General features: G+C 54.3%; 17 protein-coding genes. 12 read left to right on the top strand and 5 right to left on the bottom strand.

The genetic code is table 11. From position 1 onward, the window contains the following. Nucleotides 1–118: 118 nt before the first annotated feature. Genes KWG64_RS18860 through KWG64_RS18880 form a run of 5 tightly spaced genes read left to right on the top strand, consistent with a single transcriptional unit; the run spans nt 119 to nt 5,677 of the window. On the top strand, nt 119–1,738 hold the full coding sequence (locus KWG64_RS18860) for an ABC transporter substrate-binding protein (RefSeq protein WP_255562245.1): 1,620 nt from the start codon (nt 119–121) through the stop codon (nt 1,736–1,738). Between the two features lie 51 nt (nt 1,739–1,789). Beyond that, nucleotides 1,790–2,749, top strand: coding sequence for an ABC transporter permease (locus KWG64_RS18865; protein ID WP_152326710.1), 960 nt, complete (start codon nt 1,790–1,792; stop codon nt 2,747–2,749). Beyond that, nucleotides 2,749–3,696: an oligopeptide ABC transporter permease gene (opp4C, locus tag KWG64_RS18870; RefSeq protein ID WP_218522787.1), complete on the top strand. Its 948-nt coding sequence runs from the start codon at nt 2,749–2,751 to the stop codon at nt 3,694–3,696. Before KWG64_RS18865 ends, opp4C begins: the two co-directional genes overlap by 1 nt. After that, nucleotides 3,693–4,697: an ABC transporter ATP-binding protein gene (locus KWG64_RS18875; protein ID WP_218522788.1), complete on the top strand. Its 1,005-nt coding sequence runs from the start codon at nt 3,693–3,695 to the stop codon at nt 4,695–4,697. The genes opp4C and KWG64_RS18875 overlap by 4 nt, the downstream gene beginning before the upstream one ends. 14 nt (nt 4,698–4,711) lie before the next feature. Continuing rightward, nucleotides 4,712–5,677 carry an ABC transporter ATP-binding protein gene (locus tag KWG64_RS18880; protein ID WP_218522899.1) on the top strand — a complete coding sequence of 322 codons (966 nt, stop codon included), beginning with the start codon at nt 4,712–4,714 and terminating at the stop codon, nt 5,675–5,677. A gap of 29 nt (nt 5,678–5,706) precedes the next feature. On the opposite strand, the gene KWG64_RS18885 is transcribed toward KWG64_RS18880, so the two are convergent. Next, on the bottom strand, nt 5,707–6,678 hold the full coding sequence (locus tag KWG64_RS18885; RefSeq protein WP_370628724.1) for a LysR family transcriptional regulator: 972 nt from the start codon (nt 6,676–6,678) through the stop codon (nt 5,707–5,709). A gap of 110 nt (nt 6,679–6,788) precedes the next feature. On the opposite strand from KWG64_RS18885, the gene KWG64_RS18890 reads away from it, so the two are divergent. Further along, nucleotides 6,789–7,640, top strand: coding sequence for a fumarylacetoacetate hydrolase family protein (locus KWG64_RS18890; RefSeq protein WP_195813084.1), 852 nt, complete (start codon nt 6,789–6,791; stop codon nt 7,638–7,640). A gap of 2 nt (nt 7,641–7,642) precedes the next feature. On the opposite strand, the gene KWG64_RS18895 is transcribed toward KWG64_RS18890, so the two are convergent. Further along, nucleotides 7,643–9,031 carry a PTS transporter subunit EIIC gene (locus tag KWG64_RS18895; RefSeq protein WP_218522900.1) on the bottom strand — a complete coding sequence of 463 codons (1,389 nt, stop codon included), beginning with the start codon at nt 9,029–9,031 and terminating at the stop codon, nt 7,643–7,645. A gap of 323 nt (nt 9,032–9,354) precedes the next feature. On the opposite strand from KWG64_RS18895, the gene KWG64_RS18900 reads away from it, so the two are divergent. Next, nucleotides 9,355–10,554 (top strand): enolase C-terminal domain-like protein, encoded by a 1,200-nt coding sequence (locus KWG64_RS18900; protein ID WP_218522790.1) that lies wholly within the window; start codon nt 9,355–9,357, stop codon nt 10,552–10,554. On the opposite strand, the gene KWG64_RS18905 is transcribed toward KWG64_RS18900, so the two are convergent. After that, nucleotides 10,551–11,261 carry a GntR family transcriptional regulator gene (locus tag KWG64_RS18905; protein WP_104925221.1) on the bottom strand — a complete coding sequence of 237 codons (711 nt, stop codon included), beginning with the start codon at nt 11,259–11,261 and terminating at the stop codon, nt 10,551–10,553. The genes KWG64_RS18900 and KWG64_RS18905 overlap by 4 nt on opposite strands. A gap of 201 nt (nt 11,262–11,462) precedes the next feature. Between KWG64_RS18905 and KWG64_RS18910 the strand changes: the two genes are divergently transcribed. Together KWG64_RS18910 and KWG64_RS18915 are read left to right on the top strand one after the other, a co-directional pair. After that, on the top strand, nt 11,463–11,759 hold the full coding sequence (locus KWG64_RS18910; protein ID WP_195813082.1) for a helix-turn-helix domain-containing protein: 297 nt from the start codon (nt 11,463–11,465) through the stop codon (nt 11,757–11,759). A gap of 4 nt (nt 11,760–11,763) precedes the next feature. Further along, nucleotides 11,764–13,089, top strand: a complete 1,326-nt coding sequence (locus KWG64_RS18915) for a type II toxin-antitoxin system HipA family toxin (RefSeq protein ID WP_218522791.1) — start codon at nt 11,764–11,766, stop codon at nt 13,087–13,089. Nucleotides 13,090–13,166: 77 nt separating this feature from the next. Here KWG64_RS18915 and KWG64_RS18920 read toward each other — a convergent pair whose 3' ends face one another. Beyond that, nucleotides 13,167–15,653 carry a membrane-bound PQQ-dependent dehydrogenase, glucose/quinate/shikimate family gene (locus KWG64_RS18920; RefSeq protein ID WP_218522792.1) on the bottom strand — a complete coding sequence of 829 codons (2,487 nt, stop codon included), beginning with the start codon at nt 15,651–15,653 and terminating at the stop codon, nt 13,167–13,169. Nucleotides 15,654–16,074: 421 nt separating this feature from the next. Then, nucleotides 16,075–16,962, bottom strand: a complete 888-nt coding sequence (locus KWG64_RS18925) for a LysR family transcriptional regulator (protein ID WP_165059880.1) — start codon at nt 16,960–16,962, stop codon at nt 16,075–16,077. Nucleotides 16,963–17,103: 141 nt separating this feature from the next. On the opposite strand from KWG64_RS18925, the gene KWG64_RS18930 reads away from it, so the two are divergent. From KWG64_RS18930 to KWG64_RS18940, 3 genes are all read left to right on the top strand, one after another. Then, entirely contained in the window at nt 17,104–18,666 is a 1,563-nt protein-coding gene (locus KWG64_RS18930; protein ID WP_195813075.1) for an ABC transporter substrate-binding protein, read from the top strand. A 98-nt stretch (nt 18,667–18,764) separates the two neighbouring features. After that, complete coding sequence (locus tag KWG64_RS18935) at nt 18,765–19,649, top strand: dihydrodipicolinate synthase family protein (RefSeq protein WP_218522793.1); 885 nt, start codon at nt 18,765–18,767, stop codon at nt 19,647–19,649. Beyond that, nucleotides 19,646–20,596 carry a nucleoside hydrolase gene (locus tag KWG64_RS18940; RefSeq protein WP_218522794.1) on the top strand — a complete coding sequence of 317 codons (951 nt, stop codon included), beginning with the start codon at nt 19,646–19,648 and terminating at the stop codon, nt 20,594–20,596. Before KWG64_RS18935 ends, KWG64_RS18940 begins: the two co-directional genes overlap by 4 nt. The last annotated feature ends 2 nt before the right edge of the window (nt 20,597–20,598 follow it).

The raw sequence follows: 20,598 nt of genomic DNA on the forward strand, positions 1-20,598 counted from the left end.
CACACTTATTGATGAGGGATGTCACTTGGCTACGTTACTCACTTCTGCCCCCGCGCATTCAGTCTCCCGCGCGCGCCGCACCGCTTCTTTTAAAATCGCATTGCTGGCCAGCGCCGTAATGTTTTCTTCTTTATCCTTTGCGGACGATGTTCTTAAAGAAGGCATCACGCCGGCCACAGACGCCAGCCAGGTGCCTGCTGCCGCGAAACTTCGTACGGACACCGTGATCGCCGGGATCTCCGAACCGCAGGGCATTTTTAACCCTTACTTCTTCGTGAATGGCTGGGACGAAAATGTCACCAACGTGATCTTCGCCCGCCTGATTGACTGGGACAGCCAGGGCAAACTGGTTCCGGGTCTGGCGGAAAGCTGGACGGTCAGCCCGGACGGCAAAACGTATACCATCAAACTGCGTCCGAACCTCAAGTACAGCGACGGTTCTGCGCTGACGGCGGAAGATGTCGCGTTCACGCTGACCGTGCTGTATGACCCTAAATATGATGGCGATACCGATATCACGCTGGCACATATTGCCGGTGGCGATGATTACAAGCAGGGCAAAGCGGACAGCGTCAGTGGTCTGAAAGTTATCGACCCGCTGACCCTTCAGGTGACGACCACGCAACCGGGCGCGACCACGCTGCAAAAAATCGGCGGGCCGGTGCTGTCGAAAGCCTATTACGGCAAAGATTATCAGCGCGGAAATCTCGACACGCTGCGTACTTTGCACGGCAAACCGCTGGGTAACGGCCCGTACGTTTACGACAAATACATTCCGGGGCAGGAGATCCGTTTCCACGCCAACACAAACTATTACCGCGGTACGCCTCCGACGCCACGTTTCATTTATCGTGTCACCAATCCGTCGACGAACTTCCAGTTATTCCAGACCGGCGATACCGACTACGATGCCTTTACGTCACGTCCGGATGATATCGAACAGCTGAAACTGCTGGGTTTTGCGAACATCAACCTGTACGGATCCAGCGATTACAGCAAGATTGAGTTCAATCTTCATCGCCCGGTATTGCAGGACGTGAAAGTTCGCCAGGCGCTGATCTACGGTCTGGATCGCCAGAAACTGATCGACGTGGTGTATCAGGGCTACGGCACCGTGGCTATCGAGCCGATCGCGCCAATCTCCTGGGCGTATAACACCGACGGCGTGAATCCGTACAAATTCGACCCGGCGCAGGCTAAAAAATTACTGGATGAAGCGGGCTGGAAAACCGGTACGGACGGCATTCGTGTGAAAGACGGCAAACGTCTGGAACTGACCCTGCTGGTCAGCAAAAAAGTGCTGAACGACGCGCTGATCCCGATTGCCAAAGAGGATTACCAGAAAATCGGTGTGCTGCTGAAACCACAGGTCGTGGATTTCAACGCGCTGATGTCGCAACGTAAAGCGGGGAATTACGATCTGGCGTCATTCAGCACCAGCACGCTCAACGATCCGCACGACGGCGTCTGGGATTACTACAGCACAGAGGCCACGGAGCAGGGTTACAACAATCCGGAAGTGGATAAGCTGATCAACGAAGGTAATGCGACCCTCGACATCGAAAAACGTAAGCCGGTTTACCACGAACTGTACAAAGTTCTGGCGAACGATCCGCCGGTGATCCTGCTCGGCAACCGTAAAATTTTGTCGGCCAGCAGCGCCCGTGTGACCGGTTTCAAACCGGATATTTACAACGGCCTGACCGGCAGCCTGCCGGATGTCAAAATCGTCAAATAATCAGAAATCACGTTGCTGCCGGTCTTTACCGGCAGCTTCAATGAGAAAGTCATGAGAAATTTCATTCTGCGTCGTTTGCTTCAAACCATCCCGATGTTGTTCCTCGCTTCGCTGCTCATCTTTATGCTGTTTGCCAAAACGCCGGGCGATTTTATCGACGGAAATATTACCCTGACCGCACAGCGTGCCGCCGAACTCAAAGCGTTATATGGCCTCGATCAGCCGCTGCTCAGCCGCTATCTGCACTGGCTGGGGAACCTGCTCCAGGGCGATCTGGGTTTTTCACTGCAATATCAGATCCCGGTGAGTCAGTTGCTGAATCAGTACATCTGGAACTCCTTCCTGCTGGCGACTATCGCCATGGTGCTGTACTGGGGGATCGCGCTGGCAGTGGGCATTGTTTCTGCCATGAAACCCTATTCGCTGTTTGATCACGTCGTCAGCGTGGTGATATTCGCGGCGATGTCATTCCCGACGTTTTTTCTTTGCCTTCTGCTGATCAAATGGTTTGCGGTTGATCTCCACTGGCTGCCGGTTGGCGGCATGACCAATACCGGCAGCGACGCCACGGGCTGGGCCTGGGTGATGCAGGTCGCGGCGCACCTGGTATTACCGGTGATTGCACTGGTGATGCTTCAGGCGGGCAGCCTGACGCGCTATTTCCGCGCCAGCATGCTGGACGTCGTGCGCATGGATTTCATCCGCACCGCGCGCGCCAAAGGGCTGCGCGAGCGCACCGTCATCCTCAAACATGCACTGCGAAACGCACTGTTGCCGATTATCACGCTGTTAGGATTCGAGCTGCCGGGGCTGTTTTCCGGTGCGCTGATCACCGAAAAGGTCTTTAACTGGCCGGGCGCGGGGCACATTCATATTGATTCGCTGGCAGCGCGTGATTATCCGGTGCTGATGGGATTCACGCTGTTTCTGGCGGTTCTCACCATTCTGGGCAACCTGATTGCCGATGTGCTTTATGCGTGGGCTGATCCGCGTATTCGTGTGAGGTCGTGATGTTTGGATCATTATTTTCAACCAACCGCCGGCTTCGTGAAGCGGAAATTCCGGCGATGGCGCAGGTGACACCGTCACCGTGGCAGCAAGCCTGGAAAGCGTTGCGCCAGAACCGGCTGGCGATGTTTTGCCTCATCCTTCTGCTGGTCATGGCGGTCTGGTGCATAGTGGGCCCTTACTATTCGCCATGGCGCGATGATGCCACCGATGCGCTGATGATTAATAAAGCGCCAAATGCCGATCACTGGCTGGGCACCGATTTTCTGGGGCGCGACGTTTATACGCGTCTGCTTCTGGCCGGGCGTATCTCGCTGATCATCGGCCTGCTCACCATGTTGCTCTCCGTGACGCTTGGCTATCTGATGGGCGCGGTTTCGGGGTATCTGGGCGGCGTTGCTGACAAAATCATCATGCGTTTTGCCGATCTGGTGATGACCATTCCAAGCCTGCCGCTGCTGATTGTGATGGGTGCGATGCTCTCGGAACTGGATTTTTCGCCGGATTCCCGCGTCTACATGGTGATCGTAATGCTCAGCTTACTGGAATGGCCGAAGCTGGCGCGTCTGGTGCGCGGGCAAATTCTGTCCCTGCGCGAGCGTGATTTTATGCTGGCGACGCAGGTGCTCGGGCTGTCTGCGCGCCGTCGTCTGTTCGGCCATCTGTTGCCCAATACCGTGCCCATTCTGGTCGTGATGGCGACGATGGCGGTGGCAAACGCCATTCTCAGTGAATCGGCGCTCAGCTATCTGGGGTTGGGCGTGGTGCCACCGACGCCTTCATGGGGAAATATGATGGACGCGGCCAACAGCCTGATCGACTTTCAGCGCCGTCCGTGGTTGTGGATGCCGCCGGGCGTAGCGATTTTTATCACCGTTATTGCGATTAACGTACTGGGCGATGGCCTGCGCGACGCGCTCGATCCCAAGATGAAACGGAGCAAAAAATGACTGAATCGTTGATCCGTTTTAATCAGCTTTCGCTGTCTTTTTCCAGCGATCAGGGGCGCGTGCGTGCAGTGCAGGACGTCACGTTTGATGTTCAGGCCGGGCAAACCGTCGGTATTGTGGGCGAATCCGGTTGCGGAAAAAGCGTCACGGCGATGTCGCTGATGGGATTATTGCCGCCACAGGCCGCGCGCATCGATGGCGGCGAAATCCTGTTTCAGGGTCGTGATTTACTGAAATTGCGCCCGTCACAAATGGCGGATTTACGCGGCAACCAGCTGGCGATGATTTTTCAGGAACCGATGACTGCGCTAAATCCGGTGCTGACCATCGGTGAACAACTGGTTGAGCCGCTGATCCGCCATCTCGGGGAATCGCCAAAACCGGCCTGGGAAAAGGCAACGAAGATGATCACTGAGGTCGGGCTGGCGCGTGCAGAAAGCCTGATGACCAGTTATCCGCACCAGCTTTCGGGCGGCATGTTACAGCGCATCATGATTGCCATGGCGCTGAGCTGTAAGCCGCAGTTGCTGATCGCCGATGAGCCCACGACGGCGCTGGACGTCACCGTACAGGCGCAGATCTTACGGCTGTTACGCGATCAGGCGCGGCAAAATCACATGGCGCTGATGCTGATTACGCATGATCTGGGCGTGATCGCGCAGATGGCCGATCACGTGGTGGTGATGTACGCCGGGAAAATTGTTGAGCAGGGCGCAACGGCGGAGGTGCTGCGTAATCCGCTGCATCCGTACACGCAGGGGTTGATCGCGTCGCGGCCCACGCCGGGCGAGCGTCGCCGGCGGTTGTATTCCATTCCCGGTCAGGTGCCGGATCTGGCTGCGCTGCCGCCGTACTGTGCTTTTACGGATCGTTGTGAACGTGCCACCGACCGCTGCCGTCAGGGGATCCCGCCGCTGGAAGGGCGGTCGCGGCAGGCGGCCTGTTTTTACAGCGGGTTGAGTCCGGCAAATGAAATGACGCAGAAGGAGTTGCAGCCATGAGTACCGACAATCTGATGAGTACTGACTACCTGATAGAAGTGGATGGCCTGAAGAAACACTTTCCGATCCGCGACGGCGTATTCGGGCAGGAAACCGGCCAGCTGCGCGCGGTAGATGGCGTCAGTTTTAACATCCGCAAAGGCACGATCTTCGGGCTGGTGGGCGAATCCGGCAGCGGTAAAACCACCGTCGGCAGAACGCTTCTCGGGCTCTACGATAAAACGGCGGGCAGCGTGAAGTTTCGTGGTGAAGATCTGCACCGGCTTAAACCGAAACAGCTGAAAGCGCTGCGACCGAAAATCCAGCTGGTTTTTCAGGATCCCTACAGTTCGCTGAATCCGCGTATTCGTATTGGTGACGCGATCGGCGAAGCGATGCTGGAACATAAACTCTGCTCACGCGCTGAACTGCACGGCAAAGTGCTGGACGTGATGAAAATCTGCGGGCTGTCGCCGCTGCATTACAACCGCTTCCCCCATGAGTTTTCCGGCGGGCAACGCCAGCGTATTGGTATTGCGCGGGCGCTGATCCTGCAACCGGAATTCATTATTGCCGATGAGCCGATCTCCGCGCTCGACGTCTCGATTCAGGCGCAGATCATCAATTTATTCTCGGATTTACGCGACGATCATGGCGTGACGTTTCTGTTTATCTCGCACGATCTGGGGGTGGTGGAACATCTGTGCGACGACGTGGCGGTAATGTATCTGGGGCAACTGGTGGAAACCGCGAGCCGCGATGCTTTATTCCGCCAGCCTTTGCATCCGTACACGCAGGCGTTACTGGCCGCCGTGCCGACGCTTGATCCTGACAGCGAGCCGGTGGCAATGGTCAGCGGTGAAATTCCGGATCCGTCAAAACCGCCGTCCGGTTGCCGTTTCCATACCCGCTGCCCGCGAGCGACCGAACGTTGCCGCGCTGAAATTCCGTTACTGCGTGAAGTGGAAAGCGGCCACCGCGTCGCCTGCCATCTGGTGTAATTTCTGGCTCTTTCCCGCCGCGGCTGGCCTTAGTCTTCCAGCATGCGGCGGGCTTCACTTTGCATTTTCTGCCCGACGTTTTGTGTCACTTCAATCACCTTTTGCGTCGCGGGTGAAAGAAATGCGCCTTCCCGCCAGGTAATGCCCACACGGCGCGGCATCATCAGCTGATCGTTATCAATCCTGATCAGCCGGGAAATAAACTCTTCCTCGACCAGAATGTTTTCAGAAAGAAAACTGAGCAGGCCACTTTTGGCGATCAAACCAGGCACTGACGCCAGCGAGCTGATTTCCACTTTAACGTCCGGCAGCGGGCAATGATTTTCATAGAACATCTTGTCCAGCCACTGGCGCATCGACACGGTTTTGGCCGGTAAAATCCAGCCGTAACGGCTCATGTCGCGCAGCGAAACTGGCCTGCCCGCCAGCGGATGATCGCGGGACGCCGCGACAACCACGCGATCTGCGGTGACCGGCACCTGAACCACCGGGCTTTCATAGTTCACCAGCGGCCCGATGATAATGTCGATGACGTGGCGCTCCATCAGCGTGAACAGCACGTCGTTCATGCCGATCTGGATTTCCAGTTTTACGTTGGGAACCTGTAACTGAAGCGTTTTGCAGATTTCCGGCAGTAAAAATTGCGTCGCGGAACCCGACACGCCGACACGCACAATCCCGCCCGCGCCGCTGCTCAGTTCCGTCATGACTTCTGCCATCTCATGATAGGAATTTTGCAGCGCCAGACCCCGCTGATAAAGAATGCGGCCCGCCTCGGTGAGCTCCAGACCCCGGCCGACTCTTTTAAACAATTTAATGCCGAGTTCTTTCTCCAAACGGGTGATGGATTTCGATAGCGCGGGCTGCGTAATATTTAAATTTTGTGACGCAAGTCTCAAATTTATCATCTCCGCAGCGGTGACGAAATAATCTAAGTCCCTGTTATTAATCATACATTCCTGAAATTCATCGGTTTGGTAAAAAAATATAGTAGAAGGCATGAGAGGCGCGGTCAATAATCTCGCGATCTTTGCAGGGGCGTGAGCGCCTCCGCAATCTGAACGCCAGTGAATTCACCTGTTTTATGTAAAATAAGAAACTAAGCGCATCTATGAAAATTGTTAATTTCACCCTCAGTAAAGACCACACTAAAAGCTTCGGCATCTTCCAGACAGACGGCATTATTGATGTCGGCCGTCACTCAGGTTGCCGGGATATTAACGAATTCATGGCGCATCATCAGCTTGACGAATTGCAGCGCTATGCGCAGCTTCCAGCCGATCTTCAGCTGAGCGACATCAGCTTCCTGCCGGTGATTGACCGTCCGGGCAAAATCTTCGGCGTCGGCATGAACTACGCCGAAAAGCGCAAAGAGTTCAATGAAACCAGCGATGCGCCGACGTTGTTTGTCCGCTTCGCGGATTCGCAGGTTGGCCATAACGGCATCATCATCAAACCCGCCTCTTCCAGCCAGTTCGATTACGAAGGAGAACTGGCGATCATTATCGGCCGCACCGGCCGCAATATTCCGGCTGAAGAAGCGCTGAATTTCATTGCGGGCTACAGCTGTTATATGGATGGCTCGGTGCGCGACTGGCAGCATAAATGGTACACCGCCGGGAAAAACTGGCCTGCCACCGGCGCGTTCGGACCTTGGCTGGTGACGCCGGATGAAGTCGGCGATCCGCAGAATCTGAGCATTAAAACCTGGCTGAACGACCGGCTGGTGCAGAACGACACCACGGCTAACATGGTGCACACCATTCCGCAGATGATTGCCTATATCAGCACGTTTACGCAGCTTTCGCCGGGGGATGTGATCATGACCGGTTCACCGGGCGGCGTGGGCAAAAGCCGCGTACCGCCGCTGTACCTGAATGACAATGACACGATTGAAGTGGAAATTGAGAACATCGGTCGCTTGACCAATAAAATCCAGGCAGCAGCCAGCGCCGCCGCCTGAATTTAACGCACCTGACTGACCAGAGGCACCGATTTTTCGGTGTCTTTGTTTTTAACGACCATCAGATATGTCAGCGTAAATGACAGCCCCAGCGATAACACCACGCCCATTACGATATAAATGAAGTACGGACCAATGTAGGCGGGCAGGCTGAAAATGCTCGACAGAATATAGCCGTACAACCGCACCCCGAAGAACGCAATAAATGCCGACGCCACAGAACTGCTGATTGTGGTGGCAATAAACGCTTTTTTATAGCGTGTCAGCACGCCAAACAGCGCCGGTTCTGTGATCCCCAGCAGCCCGGAAATCGCCGCCGACAGCACCACAGATTTTTGCTCGCGGGTTTTCACGTGGAAATAAATCGCGAAGGTCGAACCGGCAATCGCCATGTTGGCCATGAACATCATCGGCATCAGCATGTCCCAGCCCTGATCGGTGAAGTTCTGCAAGGCAATTGGCGTCATGGCGTGGTGCATTCCGGTGAGGATCGCCACCGGGCGGATCGCGCCAACGATGAAACCAGCAAACACCGATGACACTTCAAACAGCCCCTGAATACCCAGCGCCAGCAGTTTACCGAGGTATATTCCGGCCGGGCCGATTACCGTCAGTGAAACTAATGCTGCAATAAATAACGTCAGCGTTGGCGTGAAAACGGTTTTCAGCACGTCGGGCATGATTTTGTCCACCCAGCGGTGGATGTAGCTCAGCGCCAGCACCGAGAAAATTACCGGAATAACGCTGGCCGAATAGTTAAATACCGAAACCGGCAAGATATCCATGAAATACAATGCCGTTGGCGCACCCGCAGTATGGCTGGCGAGCGCTTTTGCGGCGTCAATCAGCGTCGGATACATCAGGCAGGCGGCGACTGCGGCGGCCAGATATTCATTGGTTTTGAAAATTCTGGCGGCGGAGACTGCGAGGAAGAACGGCAGAAAATAGAAAACGCCGCTGGCAATCAGGTCAATGATCATCACGGTTTCGCTTTTCGCTGAAATCACCTTGAGGGCGATTAAACCGGCCAGCAAACCTTTGATCATCCCTGCGCCCGCTATGGCCGGAACGATCGGACCAAACACGCCCGACACCGTGTCCATGAACATCGAGATCAGACTTTTGCGCGCATTTGTGGAAACATTTCCTGTTGGCTTTGACGCCGGATCCAGCTGCGAAACAATCGCTTCGTACCAGGTATTCACTTTCGGGCCGACAATAATCTGCACCTGACCGCTCTGGCTCTGCGCACCCAAAACGCCGGGCAGATTTTTTATCTCATCCCACGCCACTTTATTTTCGTCGGCTAAATCAAAACGCAGACGGGTCATGCAATGCCAGACTTTATTAATATTTTCTGCACCGCCGACGCCTTTAATAACGGACTGCATTATTTCTGTATTCACCCTGAACCCCGCGACGGAAATTGTATTTTTATTCTCAGATGGGAAGGGAGTGTAATGAGCGTGGTTTTTAAAAACAAACCAATAAAACAGGATCCCGGTCACACAATCCGCTATTTAAGCCTGATTAGACTGGCTTTTATGATAATTGGTCTGGTTTTTTTGCGGTAATTGGCCGGTCTTTCATACCAAAATAAATGCCTGAAATTAAGGTTTACAGCCGGGTGTAAAATACGGTGAAATAACCGCAATACGAATATTCCCGCACTCTTTTCCTTAAAAGAGCTGAAGGCCATTATTAAGGATTTTCCATGAAACCTGTGCTGATTACGCATATTGAATGCCAGATAACGCGCCCCGATCGCCATAATCTGGTGGTCGTCAGAATTGAAACGGACTGCGGTATTTTCGGCCTCGGCTGCGCCACATTCCAGCAGCGTCCGCTGGCGGTGAAACTGATGGTCGATGAATACCTCAAACCGCTGCTGTTAGGCCGCGATGCAAATCACATCGAAGATTTATGGCAGATGATGATGGTGAACGCGTACTGGCGTAACGGGCCGGTGATCAACAATGCCATCGCGGGCATCGATATGGCGCTGTGGGACATCAAAGGCAAGCTGGCGAATATGCCGCTGTATCATTTATTCGGCGGTAAATCGAAAGATGCGGTCACCGCGTACAGCCACGCGGCGGGGGAAACGCTGGAAGATCTTTACGGCGAAGTGGATCGTCTTCTGGGCGAAGGTTATCGCCACATCCGTTGCCAGCTGGGCTTTTACGGTGGCAACGCGCGCGATTTCCACACCACGCGCGAACCGGCGGCGGGCGCGTATTACGATCAGGATCAGTACATGGATAACACGCTCGCCATGTTTAAAGCGCTGCGTGAAAAATATGGTAATCGGTTCCACATTCTGCATGACGTTCATGAGCGTCTGTTCCCGCAACAGGCAGTGCAGTTTGCCAAAGCGGTGGAACAATATCGCCCGTATTTTATTGAAGATATTTTGCCGCCAGATCAAAACGAATGGCTGGCGCAGATCCGCAGCCAGACCGCCGTGCCGCTGGCGACCGGCGAACTTTTTAATAATCCGGCGGAATGGAAGGATCTGATCATTAATCGCAGGATCGACTTTATCCGTTGCCACGTTTCGCAAATCGGCGGTATCACGCCCGCGCTGAAACTGGCGCATTTCTGCCAGAGTTTTGGCGTGCGTCTGGCCTGGCATTGCCCGCCGGACATGACGCCGATCGGCGCGGCGGTGAATACGCACCTGAATATTCATCTGCATAATTCTGCAATTCAGGAATTTGTGGCTTATCCGTCTAATACGCAGCAAGTTTTCCCCGGCGCGCAGGCACCGGTAAACGGGTATTTTTATCCGTGTGAAGAAGCCGGGATCGGCGTGGATTTCAACAGCGAGGCAGCGAATGAATTTCCGGTGGTGTATCGCCCGCATGAATGGACGCAAAGCCGCCTGCCCGACGGCGTGATCCACACGCCTTAAGTCTGGCGAAACGCCAGATTATCCTGATTAAACGGGATAACGTAAGTGCATGAATAATCGATATCGAGGATATCGCTGAACGCGTAAACGCGGCCGCCCTGCAAAATCCCTCTGTTGGTGATCTGCATGGCGGCGATGCCTTTCTTGCAGCCCAGCAACTGCGCCTGCTCTTTGCTGACGGTGACCGCCTGATAACGGGTGAGGGAATGCGAAATCGCGAAGCCTTTATTCAGAACGTATTGCTGAATGGAATGCTCGATCGTTTTCTGATTCAGATCCGCAAAACCTTCGGCGGGCATCCGTGAATACTCAATCTGTACGTTGCGCTGGCTGATGCGCCGCAGACGGGTAAACGCCCAGATAAAATCATCGGCGGTTAAATCGAAGACCTGCTGTTCTTCGCGGTCAGGCCGCCGCTTGTGCAACTCCAGCATTTTGAAACTGATGTCGGTGAATTTCTTCTCGGTAATCGAGTTGTACACCAGCGGATTACTGCTGACGCCCGCATTGATATAAATCCCCGAGCCTTGCACGATGCGCACCGCGCCGATACTCACGAGTTTTTCAAGCGCCTTGCGCACGGTAAACCGCGATACACCATACTCTTCCGCCAGCTGGCGCTCCGGCGGCAACTTTTCCGGCAGGGATCCGCTGTGCTGATAAATCTTGCTCAGCAAATCCTGAGCGATAAATTCACTTTTTTTCATCGGCGCCTGGCTTATTTGAGACCGGAAGATCGGGAACGCATTGAAACATGCGACAGGCAGAAAGGGCAAATTACAGCCTGAAGGCTGTATTGGATTTTTACAGCTTATAGGGTGTATTCAGCAATTACAGCTTTTAGGGTGTATTTTATAAAATACAGCTTATAATCTGTATAACGCCCGCTTTACGAAGATTAAAGACCTATGAAAACTGTCTATCCGTTAAAAACACTCAGCCAGTTACGGCCAATACTCGTTGGCTTTCGAAAAGCCAACGGGCTGACACAGAAAGAGGTGTCTGAAAAACTGGGTATAACGCAGCAGACCTATGCCCGTCTGGAGGCGAACCCTGCTTCCGCCAGTCTGGACAGATTGTTCCGTGTATTTAATGTGTTAGGTATTGAAATAGTCTTTTCTTCCGAATCCGATCCTGAGGTTCTTTCAGCAAATGAAATCACGCAGGATTATTTAAGCTCGCCCGCCAGAAAGGAACAGTGGTGATGAAATGCGTCGTGTGCAACAACGTTTAGCGATATGGATGAACGGTATTCCTGTGGGGTACTGGGAAAAGCAAAAAGGTGAAGATCGGTTGCACTATTTATCCAAATGGATGGCGGAAGAACAGGGCAGACCGTTGTCGCTTTCCCTGCCATTTACGCCAGGAAATCAGGTGCATCGCGGAACTGTCGTGCGCGACTACTTTGATAATCTGTTGCCGGACAGCGAAGGGATCCGGCGGCGTCTGGCCATTCGCTATCAGGCCGAAAGTCTCGACCCCTTTGATTTACTGACCGAGCTGGGGCGGGACTGTGTGGGAGCGATTCAGTTACTTAACGAAGAGGATGTACCTTCGGGGATATTCACGATCAGGCAGCGTCCTCTTTCTGAAGGGGGCATTGCCTCTCTGCTTCGAAATACCGTTTCCACGCTGCCGGGGCGAAACGATCAGGATGAAGATTTGCGTTTGTCCATCGCGGGTGCACAGGAAAAAACGGCACTTCTGTGGCATGAAGGACGGTGGTGTCTGCCGGAAGGAAATACGCCAACCACGCATATTTTCAAACTCCCTTTGGGGTTAGTGGGAAATATGCAGGCGGATATGAGCACTTCTGTAGAAAACGAATGGATTTGTTCTCTTATCATTGAGCAGTACGGTTTGGCTGTTGCAAAAACACGGATTGCACAATTTGAGGAGATGAAGGCACTGGTCGTTGAGCGTTTTGATCGGAAACTATCTTCTGACAAATCATGGTGGATACGTTTGCCGCAGGAAGATATGTGTCAGGCGATGGGGGTTTCTCCGCTTCGAAAATACCAGTCGGATGGGGGGCCGGGAATAACGGATGTCATGGAAATACTCAGCCGTTCTGAACGGTCACGGCAAGATCAGTATCAGTTTTTCAAAGCGCAGATAGTCTTCTGGTTGCTGGCCGCAACGGACGGGCATGCCAAGAATTTCAGCATTGCGCACCAGCCGGAAAATCAGTACCACATGACGCCGTTGTACGACATATTATCGGCCTGGCCGGTGATCAGGCATGGCAATAGCAAGATTGCGTGGCAGAAATGCAAACTCGCGATGGCGGTTAGGGGTAGCAGTAATTATTACCTGATCAGCAAAATTCAGCGACGGCATTGGGTTAAGCATGGAGAGCTGACCGGGGTTGGGAAACAGCAAACTGAAGCAATGATTGAGGAAATAATTGCCGCCACGCCGGACGTTATCGAAAACGTGGCAGCACAACTTCCTGCGTCATTCCCGGCTGAACTTGCAGACTCTATTTTCACCGGAATGAAGCTACAACTTGCAAGACTGACGGCACAACCATAACGCTTTCATCGTCCCCAAACAAAAAAGCCCGCCAGTTCACACCGGCGGGCTTTGTTTTTCGACAAAATTAAATCGAATTACTTCTGATCAGGTAATGCGTAGGCAATCACGTAGTCGCCGCGTTCTGCGGACTGACGGGCGCCACCGGCGCTGATGATGATGTACTGTTTACCGGTTTTCGGGGAAACGTAAGTCATCGGGCCGGACTGGCTGCCCACCGGCAGGCGGGATTTCCAGATTTCTTTACCGGTTGCGGTATCGAACGCGCGCAGATAGAAATCCTGCGTACCGGCGAAGAACAGCAGGCCGGATTGCGTTGACAGGCTCGCGCCCAGCGTTGGCATACCGACTTCCATTGGCATACGCATTTTGATGCCCAGCGGACCGGTGTCTTTCACCGTACCGACAGGAACCTGCCAGACGATTTTACCGGTTTTCAGGTTAACCGCAGACATCGTACCGAACGGTGGTTTCTGGCAAGGAATGCCCAGCGGAGACAGGAAGCGCTCGCGAACTGCGCCGTACGGCGTACCGTCCATCGGCACCATCCCCATCTCAATACCGCTTGCGCCGGTCGGAACCTGTGCACGCGGAACCATGTAGTTCGCCAGACCCAGACGCATATCATTCACAAACATGATGGCGTTGTTCGGGTCAACCGACACGCTGCCCCAGTTCATGCCGCCCAGAGAACCCGGGAATTGCAGGGAACGATCCAGACCCGGAGGCGTATAAACGCCTTCGTGACGCATGCCTTTAAACTCGATGCGACACAGCAACTGATCCATCGGTGTTGCGCCCCACATGTCAGACTCTTTCAGCGTCTGGTTGCCGATGTTTGGCATACCGACGGAGAAAGGCTGCGTTTTGGAGTAACGTTCGCCAGGGACGTTACCCTGCGGCACTTCGCGGTTTTCCACCTTCGCGACCGGCTGGCCGGTTTCGCGGTTCAGCATGAAAATCATGCCTTGTTTGGAGGTCTGCACCAGAACCGGCGTGCTGCCACCTTTACCGTCCGGCAGGTCATACAGCAGCGGCTGAGACGGCAGGTCAAAGTCCCACAGATCATGATGTGTGGTCTGGAACGTCCAGCGAACTTTACCGGTTGTGGCTTCAACAGCGACCACGGATGAACTGTATTTATCATCCAGCTCAGTACGCGTGCCGCCGAAGAAGTCAGGCGTGGCGTTGCCGGTTGGCATATAAATCAGACCCAGTTTCGGATCATAAGACATCGCTGACCAGACGTTCGGCGTACCGCGCGTGTACGTCTCACCTTCCGGTGGCAGTTTAGTGATGTTCGGATTACCCGGATCCCACGCCCAAACCAGTGCGCCGGTGTGAACGTCAAACGCACGCACCACGCCCGGAGGTTCGCCGGTGGAGAAGTTATCGGCGACACGGCCACCGACCACGACCACATTACCCGCAACCAGCGGGGTAGAAGTCTGCTGGTAGTAGCCCGGTTTCACTTCACCCATGCCGACTTTCAGGTCAACCACGCCGTTGTCACCGAAATCAGCACAAGGCTTGCCGGTGTCGGCGTTGATGGCGATCAGACGCGCATCAATGGTTGGCAGGAACAGACGACGTTCGCAGGTTCCGCTCACGGTACCGCCGGTGGCCGCTGGCGCTTGTGGCGCATCAGAAACCGGAGCCGCCGCTTCGGAAGCCGCTGGTGTTACCGGTTCGGCCGCAGGAACAGCTGCCGGTTGAGCTGCCGGAGCCTGTGACGCCGCGCTGTTCTCGCTGCTGTTCTCGTAATAGCCCAGACCACGGCAACGCTGCCAGTTCGGCGCGGTGGAGTTGGAGTCGTAAGCCCAAAGTTTTTTACCGTCATCCACAGAAAGCGCGATCACTTTGCTGTACGCGGTACACACAAACAACTTGTCACCGATTTGCAGCGGTGTGTTCTGGTCTTCTGCACCGGAACCGTTGCTCTGCGGGATATCGCCGGTATGCGCAATCCACGCAACCTGCAATTTATCGATGTTGGTTTTGTTGATCTGATCCAGTGCAGCAAAACGGTCGCCTGCGGTGGTGTTACCCCAGTTCGCCCAGTTTTTCTGTTCCGCACCTTTATCAACCGGTTTGACCGGAACCTGATCGTTGTCGGCGCTGATGATTGGCGTCGGGACGAACGTGTTACCGAATGCCGCGATCAGGGCAACTGCCAGCACGGCGGCGAGCGAGAAGCTCGGGCCTTTGCGGGCAACAAGGCCCGCACGCGTTTTCAGCAGCGGATACGCCAGTGCGACGAGGAAGGCCAGAACACCAAAGGTGAACAGGCGGGAGAACAGCGGCCAGAAGGTGAAACCGGCGTCCCAGATAGCCCAGATAACAGAAAGCACGAAGGCGATGGCGTAGAGCCACGCGCCCGAAGGCTTGCCTTTGAAAATTAAAACGGCGGAAACGACGAGCGCCAGACCCATCAGCAGGAAGTAAATGCTTCCTCCCAATGTCGCCAGATACGCACCGCCGATGCCGAGTGTCAGGCCGATAACGGCCATCAGCGCACTCAGCAGCCAGAGGAGCCAGGTCCATTTACTCTTAGTTGTTGGCATGATTTATCTCACTGCACTTATGTTGTCGACAAAAATATTGTAGTCAAGATGTGGGAAAAGCTGGAAACACGTAATGAACACCCGTTATCAAATGAACCAGATAGGACAATTTCGCGGAAATAGTAATACTTCTCATCGGGGTTGTGAATGTGTAACGAAGAGTTTGAAATTAGGTAAATTATTATAAGTGAGATTACTCTTTGTGCGGATACAAGATAACTTGTTGATATTTGGTGGTTAAATAATTTAACTTATTCAAATAAATGATATTTAAACGATGATTTATAGCTTTTAAGTCTATGTGGGCGCACTATTTGCCCACGTGAGCGTCGCTTGGCGTGAGGAATGTGACAGAGATCACTAAGAAGTATGATTTTGTGTGAACCTTTTGGGGCGTTTTACTGATGTGGGCTGCAAATAGCTACAGATAGCCTTCGATTAACGTCTTCATTTCTTTAGTAATATGTTCTACCAGACGACTTTTCGGGATCTGCGGCGGGAATACGGCAAGATAGGCAATACTTATGTCTGGCGTAAATGGCTTGAGCACAATATCGCTCTTGTGGCTGCGTGCCGTAATGTAATCGACGATGCCGATGCCCAGATTATTCCCCGCCATGATGCAGCAATTATTAAGCGACGTTTCGATAGGGTTGTTCATATACAAGTCGAGACGGCTCATGACCTGATCCAGCTGTTCGCGCAGCGGCGTTTTCCGGCCGGGAATAATGGGGCGATAGCGGGTCAGATCCATGGCGGTGACCACATCCTGTTTCGCCAGCGGATGCCTCGGCGACATCACGGCCACGGCTTTGGCGGTTGCCAGCATCTCGGCTTCCAGCCCCTTTACATCGGGCTTTCCGAAGATAAACCCCACGTCGTACTGATTGCCGGTCACCACATCCATAATGTGCGTCGTGCTTTCGATATCGAGAAACAGCGAGATATCCGCAATCTCTTCAATCAGCGGCGGCAGAACGTGTTCGACGCACAACGGCGAAAGTGCCGCGACGCTGCCGATGCGCAAAACGCTGCCTTTTGAATGACGGATTTCGTCGGCGATACGTGAAATATGTTCAAGTCCGAGGTAAAGACGTTCTACTTCACGGTACAACTTGATGGCATCGTCGCGCGGGATCAGCCCGCGTCCGTCGCGGTCAAACAGCTTCAGATCGATGGCATATTCAAAGTCGCGGATCAGCCTGCTGACCGCGGGCTGCGTGATATTCATCATATTCGCCGCCGCCGTAATCCCGCCAGTGAGGATCACTTTGTGAAAGGCTTCGACCTGTCGGGGATTAATTTTCATAATATTTCCTCAGAATCCATAACATTTGTTTATGGATGTAACACAAAATACAATTTTCAATCCAGAAGTCCACCCCCTAGACTCCAATTTACGATCTGTCACACATTGCCTGAAAATCTAAAAAAATTAAGGGTTAAATGCATGAGAAAGTCCGTTCTGGCCGCAGTGTTTTCCTCGGCGCTGGCCACCATTTCCGGGTTTCAAACCTTTGCAGCACAGGCCGCTGACCTGAATATTGGTCTTGCTGCGTCAACGACTTCGATGGATCCTCAGTTTTATGTGGGTGGCGCCAACAGCGCGATGGCTCGCAACATCTTCGACGGCCTGGTGAATCAGGACGAAAAACAACACATATCGCCTGCACTTGCCGTCTCGTGGAAAGTTATCAACGACACCACCTGGGAATTCGCATTGCGTCCCGGCGTGAAATTCCACGACGGCAGTGACTTCACCGCCAAAGACGTGATCGCCAGCATCAAACGCGTGGCGCTGGCCTCTAAAAACAGCCCCAGCGCCTACACGCCTTACGTCAACGACATTGCTGACGTCACGGAAGTGAACCCGTTAACGGTGAGAATTGTCACCAAAACGCCGACACCTTTATTGCTTAACAACCTGAGCCGCGTGGCAATTTTACCGGCGCGTCTGGAAACGGTGCCGTCGCAAACCCTGAACGAAGGGAAAGACGTTATTGGCACCGGGCCGTTCAAATTTGTCAGCTGGACGCCGGACGACAACGTGGTGCTGGCGCGCAATGACCAGTACTGGGGCGGAAAATCGCAGTGGGACAAAGTCACGTTGCGCGTCTTCAAAAACCCGAGCGCACGCGTGGCCGCGATGCGTTCCGGTGACGTGGATTTAATTGAAAGCGTGCCGACGGCGGACGGGCGGGATCTGGCGAAACAAACCAGCCTGCATCTGGAATCTGTCGCCGGTAACCGCATTTTGTATTTACACCCGGATCAGGATCGCGATGTGTCGCCGTTTGCCAAAGGGCCGGACGGCAGCAATCCGCTGAAAAAGCGGGAAGTGCGCGAGGCGATGTCGCTGGCGATTAACCGTCAGGCAATCGTTGACCGCATTATGGACGGGCAGGGTGTTCCGGCGTCGCAGCTGGTGCCGAAAGGGTATTTCGGCTACACGCCGTCGATTGCCGCACCGGTTTATGATCCGGCAAAAGCCAAACAGCTGCTGGCGCAGGCGGGATATCCGGACGGTTTTACTCTGACGTTCCACGCGTCAAACGACCGTTATCCGAACGATTCTAAAATTGCGCAGGCGCTGGGTCAGATGTTCAGCCGCGTGGGCATCAAAACCGATGTCGTCACCATGCCGGGCAGCGTCTATTTCTCGCGGGCGTCAAAGCGTGATTTCAGCCTGATTATGGGCGGCGCGGCGATTGAAACCGGCGAAGCGTCGGGCGTGCTCGGGCCGCTGCTCGAAACTTTCGGGCCGAACGGCGGGCAGGGTAACCGCGGGCGTTACTCGAGTCCTGAATTTGATAAAACGCTGGCCAAAGCGCGGGAAACCCTCGACGACGGCCAGCGCGAAAAGCTGTTGCAACAGGCCACAGAGATTGCGATGAAGGACGAAGGCACCATTCCGCTGCTGTTCCTCTCGTATACCTGGGCGATGAAAACGCCTTACAGCTACACCGGCCGATCTGATGGCTACACATTGCCGTACTTTGTCCATCAAAAGTAAGTGTTCAGCGGCATAAGAACACGGACAACGTGCATACCGAACCAAGGCGGGAATAGAGCACCAACACCAGGGTTGTTCTAAGAAAAGAGAGAGAAGCTATGACTTCTTTTAGCGGTGTGTATCCCTATCTGGTTTCGCCGGTTACCCCCGACGGCCAGATAGACAAACCGGTGCTCACGGCACTGGTCGGGCATCTGATTGATAGCGGCGTGCACGGTCTGACGCCGCTGGGCAGTACAGGTGAGTTTGCTTATCTCAACGCAGAGCAGCGCACTGAGATAGTCAAAACCGTCGTCGAAGCCGCTCGGGGCCGCGTTCCGGTAATCGCCGGAGTCGCAGCCACCACCATCCAGGACGCCGTCGCGCAAACCGCTCGCTACGCTGCTCTGGGTGCCGACGGTATTCTGGCGATCCTGGAAGCGTATTTCCCGGTGCCCGAACAGGGCGTGGAAGATTACTTCCGCGCCATCGCGCTGGCCGCCGGAAAACTGCCCGTCGTGCTCTATACCAATCCGCAGTTCCAGCGTTCCGATCTCAGCCTGCCGGTGATTGAGCGGCTGAGCCATGTTGAAAACATTAACTATATTAAAGATGCGTCGACCAATACCGGGCGGCTGCTGTCGATCATTGAACGTACACAAGGGCGGATGCAGGTCTTTGCCGCGTCGGCGCATATTCCGGTGTGTGTGATGATGATTGGTGGCGTGGGCTGGATGGCCGGACCGGCCTGTATTGTCCCGAAACAGAGTCTCGCGCTTTACGAAGCCGCACGTCAGGGCGACTGGAAAAAAGCCATGGAACTGCAACGGCCGCTGTGGCGCATCAACGAAATCTTCGCCAAATATTCAATTGCCGGATGCATCAAAGCCGCGCTGCAATTGCAGGGATTTGAAGTCGGTGATCCGCTCCCGCCGCAAATTCCGCTCAGTGAGGCGGCGCGTCAGGAAATTGCAGAAGTCCTGCGTTCGGTCGGTGCCTTATGAAAACGCTGCCGGTGATTATTGACTGCGATCCGGGCATCGACGATGCCATTGCGCTCCTCAGCGCGTTCGTTGCGCCCCAGCTGAAAATCCTCGGAATTTGTACCGTGTGCGGCAATCAGCCGCTGGTGAATACCTTACGCAACGCGCTGCAAATTACCGAACTGGGTTACCGTGTGGACATTCCGGTGTTTGCCGGATGCCATCAGCCGATGCTGCGCGCGCCCATCCACGGCCAGTTCCACGGTGAAAACGGCCTGGGCAATACCGCGTTTCCGGCACCTAAAAAGCAGCCTGAAACTCAGCACGCAGTCAACTTCCTGACCGACAGCTGCGAGCAGGCGATTGCGGATAATCAGCCGCTGACGCTTTGCGTACTCGGGCCGCTGACCAACCTTGCCACGGCGCTGCGCATCAAACCGCACATCGCCGCCGGTATTTCCCGCGTGGTGCTGATGGGCGGCGCGTACCGCGAAGCCGGTAACCGCACCATGACTTCCGAATTCAACATGCTGGCCGATCCGCACGCTGCGCATATCGTTTTTTCCAGCCCGCTTAACATCACGGTTTTACCGCTCGACGCGACGCATCAGGTCATTCTGACGCCGGAACATGTGGCGAAGTTTGTGAAAGTTTCCGGCCGTATTTCGGCGCAACTCGGTGAGCTGATGGCATTCTGGGATCGCAACGACGTGCGCCGTTATGGTTCCCGCGGCGGGCCGTTGCACGATCCGCTGGTGATCGCGTATGTCCTTGCGCCGGAGCTGTTCGGCACGGAAAAAGCGCGGGTCTTTATCGAACATAACAGTGAGTTATGTATGGGGCAGACCGTCGCCGACTGGTACGGAAAATCGGGCGAAACCCCGAACGTCGATATTGTGACACGCGTGGATGCGAACAAAGTCTTCGCGCTGTTTTACGAACTGCTCTCACGTTATGCCGGGAAATAATC

The organism is Rahnella sp. PD12R, assembly GCF_019200965.1.
GTDB lineage: Bacteria > Pseudomonadota > Gammaproteobacteria > Enterobacterales > Enterobacteriaceae > Rahnella > Rahnella laticis.